Below are 2,997 nucleotides of genomic sequence, written 5' to 3' on the forward strand. Positions count from 1 at the left end.
CGTCCTAAGACTCTACCGCTTAGCCGCGCCACCTGTTTCACTGTTTTATCAATTTTGCATAGTAGAAGCCATCGCCGTCTTCCACCTGCGGAAACACTTGGATACCTGGCTGAGCCAAATCGCCGGTTTCGACCAGGCTTGCATCGCCGTGGCGCAGCAGGAACTGTGCAATCTGCTGATGGTTCTCTTCCTGCATTATCGAGCAAGTGGCGTAGAGCAACGTACCGCCTTTTTTCAGATGCGGCCAGACGGCATCGAGGATCTGCTGCTGTAAAATCGCCAGCTCAGCAATATCGCGGTCTCGACGCAGCCATTTGATATCCGGGTGACGACGAATAACGCCGGTCGCCGAGCAGGGTGCATCCAGCAGAATACGGTCAAACTGCATATCGCCGCACCACTCTGCAGGCGTGCGGCCGTCGCCAAGCTTAACCTCTGCGTGCATGTCGAGGCGTTGCAAATTCTCACTAATTCTTGCCAGACGCTGAGCATCGACGTCAACGGCGATAACATCAGCCTGCGGCGCGGCTTCCAAAATATGCGTTGTTTTGCCGCCGGGAGCAGCGCACAGGTCGAGAATCTTCTCACCGTTTTGCGGATTGAGCAGGGCAATACAGCCCTGAGCCGAAGCATCCTGCACGGTCACCCAGCCCTGGTCAAAACCAGGTAGCTGTCCTACCGCGCACGGTGATTCCAGCCTTACCGCGTCGCTGTGCTGCGGGTGAGCAAATCCGGTTTTCCCACTCTCTGCCAGCAGAGCCAGCCAAGCATCACGGCTGTGATGCTGACGATTCACGCGCAGCCACATGGGTGGGCGCTGATTATTGGCATCAACAATCTGCTGCCACTGCCCGGGCCACGCGCGCTTCAGCCTCTCCAGCAGCCATTTCGGGTGCAGATACTGCTGTTCGCCATCGTTCATCTGCTGGGGCAGTTCCTCCTGCTGGCGCTGGAACTGGCGCAGCACACCGTTGATCAATCCTTTCAGCTGCGGGCGTTTCAGGGCAACTGCCCCCTCCACGGTTTCAGCCAGTGCCGCATGTGAAGGGATGCGGGTAAACAGCAGCTGATAGATGCCAACCATGATCAGGAAGTGAATCGCACGCTGTTTGCCGGTCATCGGGCGTGACATCAGCTTGCTGATAATCCACTCCAGCTGCGGCAGCGTGCGCAGTACGCTGTAGCATAGCTCTTGTAACAGCGCGGCATCTTTCTTGCCTACGGCTTTCTGGGCGGCAGGCAGCACGTTGCTAAGCGACTGCCCCTGTTCGACAACCTTCTCGATAGTCTGAGCGGCAACGCTGCGTAAATTGGTATTTTTTTTCATAGAGGATTCGTATGTAAAACTTCCCAGCAGTGATGCCGGGCAGAGTATCAGGCAATGATATTGCCTAGGGTAAACCATTCGCGGCGGGAATTAAGCAGATCTTGGGCTTTCATCGCTTTCTTGCCTGCGGGCTGGAGTTCTTCAATATTCAGTACACCATCAGCGGTAACCACCTGAATGCCGTGCTTATCGGCCTGCAGGATCTCGCCCGGCTGGTGATGACTGACGGCAGGAAGGGCGCTGGCCTTCCATACATTCACCAGCTGCTCATCAATAATAAAGTAGCTGACTGGCCATGGATTAAAGGCGCGGATGCAGCGCTCCAGCTGCAGCGCTGACAAGGTCCAGTCGAGACGGGCCTCCTCTTTACTCAGCTTCTCTGCATAGCTTACCAGAGCTTCATCCTGCACTTCAGGCTGTGCGCTGCCGTCGGCCAACTGCGCCAGCGTGTTCAACATCCCAGTTGGACCGAGCTGCGCCAGTTTATCATACAGCGTGGCGCTGGTATCGTTCGTTTCAATTGGGCAGGCCAGCTTATGCAGCATATCGCCGGTATCCAGACCCACATCTATTTGCATGATGGTGACGCCGGTTTCGGCATCGCCCGCCCACAGCGAGCGCTGGATCGGTGCGGCGCCACGCCAGCGTGGCAGCAAGGAACCGTGAACATTGATGCAGCCGAAACGAGGCATCTGCAGCACAGCCTTTGGCAGGATCAGGCCATAAGCGACGACCACCATGACATGGGCATTGAGCGCGGCAACTAACTGCTGATTCTCTTCAAGACGCAGGGATTTAGGCTGGAACACCGGGATGTTGTGCTGCTCAGCCAGCTGCTTGACCGGGCTGGCGGTCAGTCTATTTCCGCGGCCGGCAGGGCGGTCGGGCTGAGTGAAAACGCCCACCACCTGATGCCCAGATGACAACAGCGCGTTAAGATGACACGCAGCAAAGTCGGGGGTGCCAGCAAAAATGATTTTTAGCGATTCGGACACGTGATTCCCTTTAGTCAACGAACTTAGTCGCGGGCGCTCTGACGATAGTGTTTTTCCAGCTTCTGACGAATACGCTGACGTTTCATTGGCGACAGGTAATCAATAAACAGTTTACCGACCAGATGATCCATTTCATGCTGGATACAGATCGCCAGCAGCCCATCCGCCTCTAACTCGTAGCTGTTGCCTTCACGGTCCAGCGCCCGGATTTTGATTTTCTCAGAACGCGGTACCAAAGCACGCTGTTCAGGGATCGACAGACAACCTTCTTTAATGCCGGTTCCGCCACTCTCTTCCAGCAGCTCCGGGTTAATCAGCACCAAGCGCTCATCGCGATTTTCAGAAACATCAATCACTATAATCCGCTGATGGATATCAACCTGTGTCGCTGCCAGACCGATGCCTTCTTCGGCATACATGGTTTCAAACATATCGTCTATGATACGCTGAATATCAGCATTTACTTCTTTAACGGGTTTCGCAACGATGCGCAGGCGCTCGTCAGGAAAATGTAATACCTGCAAAACGTGCATAACTTTCCAGATCTGTATTCAAGGGATGAAGTTTTAATCATCTTATTGTAGACATTTCACGCGGCGATTGACAGCATTCATGGCAGGTAACCTTCAGGGGAAAGGGGAGAGAATAATGTCACTAAACGGCGTCTCAACCTGC

Annotated in this window: 3 protein-coding genes; all 3 read right to left on the reverse strand. The window is 54.7% G+C overall.

Translation table 11 applies throughout. The features are described 5' to 3' along the window. Window positions 1–37 precede the first annotated feature (37 nt). The 3 genes from rsmB to def are packed head-to-tail and all read right to left on the reverse strand — an operon-like array spanning window position 38 to window position 2,855. Entirely contained in the window at window positions 38–1,327 is a 1,290-nt protein-coding gene (gene rsmB, locus BBW68_RS03400) for a 16S rRNA (cytosine(967)-C(5))-methyltransferase RsmB (protein ID WP_070134004.1), read from the reverse strand. Between the two features lie 47 nt (window positions 1,328–1,374). Continuing rightward, window positions 1,375–2,322, reverse strand: a complete 948-nt coding sequence (gene fmt, locus BBW68_RS03405) for a methionyl-tRNA formyltransferase (protein WP_070134005.1) — start codon at window positions 2,320–2,322, stop codon at window positions 1,375–1,377. A 23-nt stretch (window positions 2,323–2,345) separates the two neighbouring features. After that, window positions 2,346–2,855, reverse strand: a complete 510-nt coding sequence (def, locus tag BBW68_RS03410) for a peptide deformylase (protein ID WP_070134006.1) — start codon at window positions 2,853–2,855, stop codon at window positions 2,346–2,348. Between the last annotated feature and the right edge of the window lie 142 nt (window positions 2,856–2,997).

It is taken from the genome of Candidatus Erwinia dacicola, from assembly GCF_001756855.1.
Lineage (GTDB): Bacteria > Pseudomonadota > Gammaproteobacteria > Enterobacterales > Enterobacteriaceae > Erwinia > Erwinia dacicola.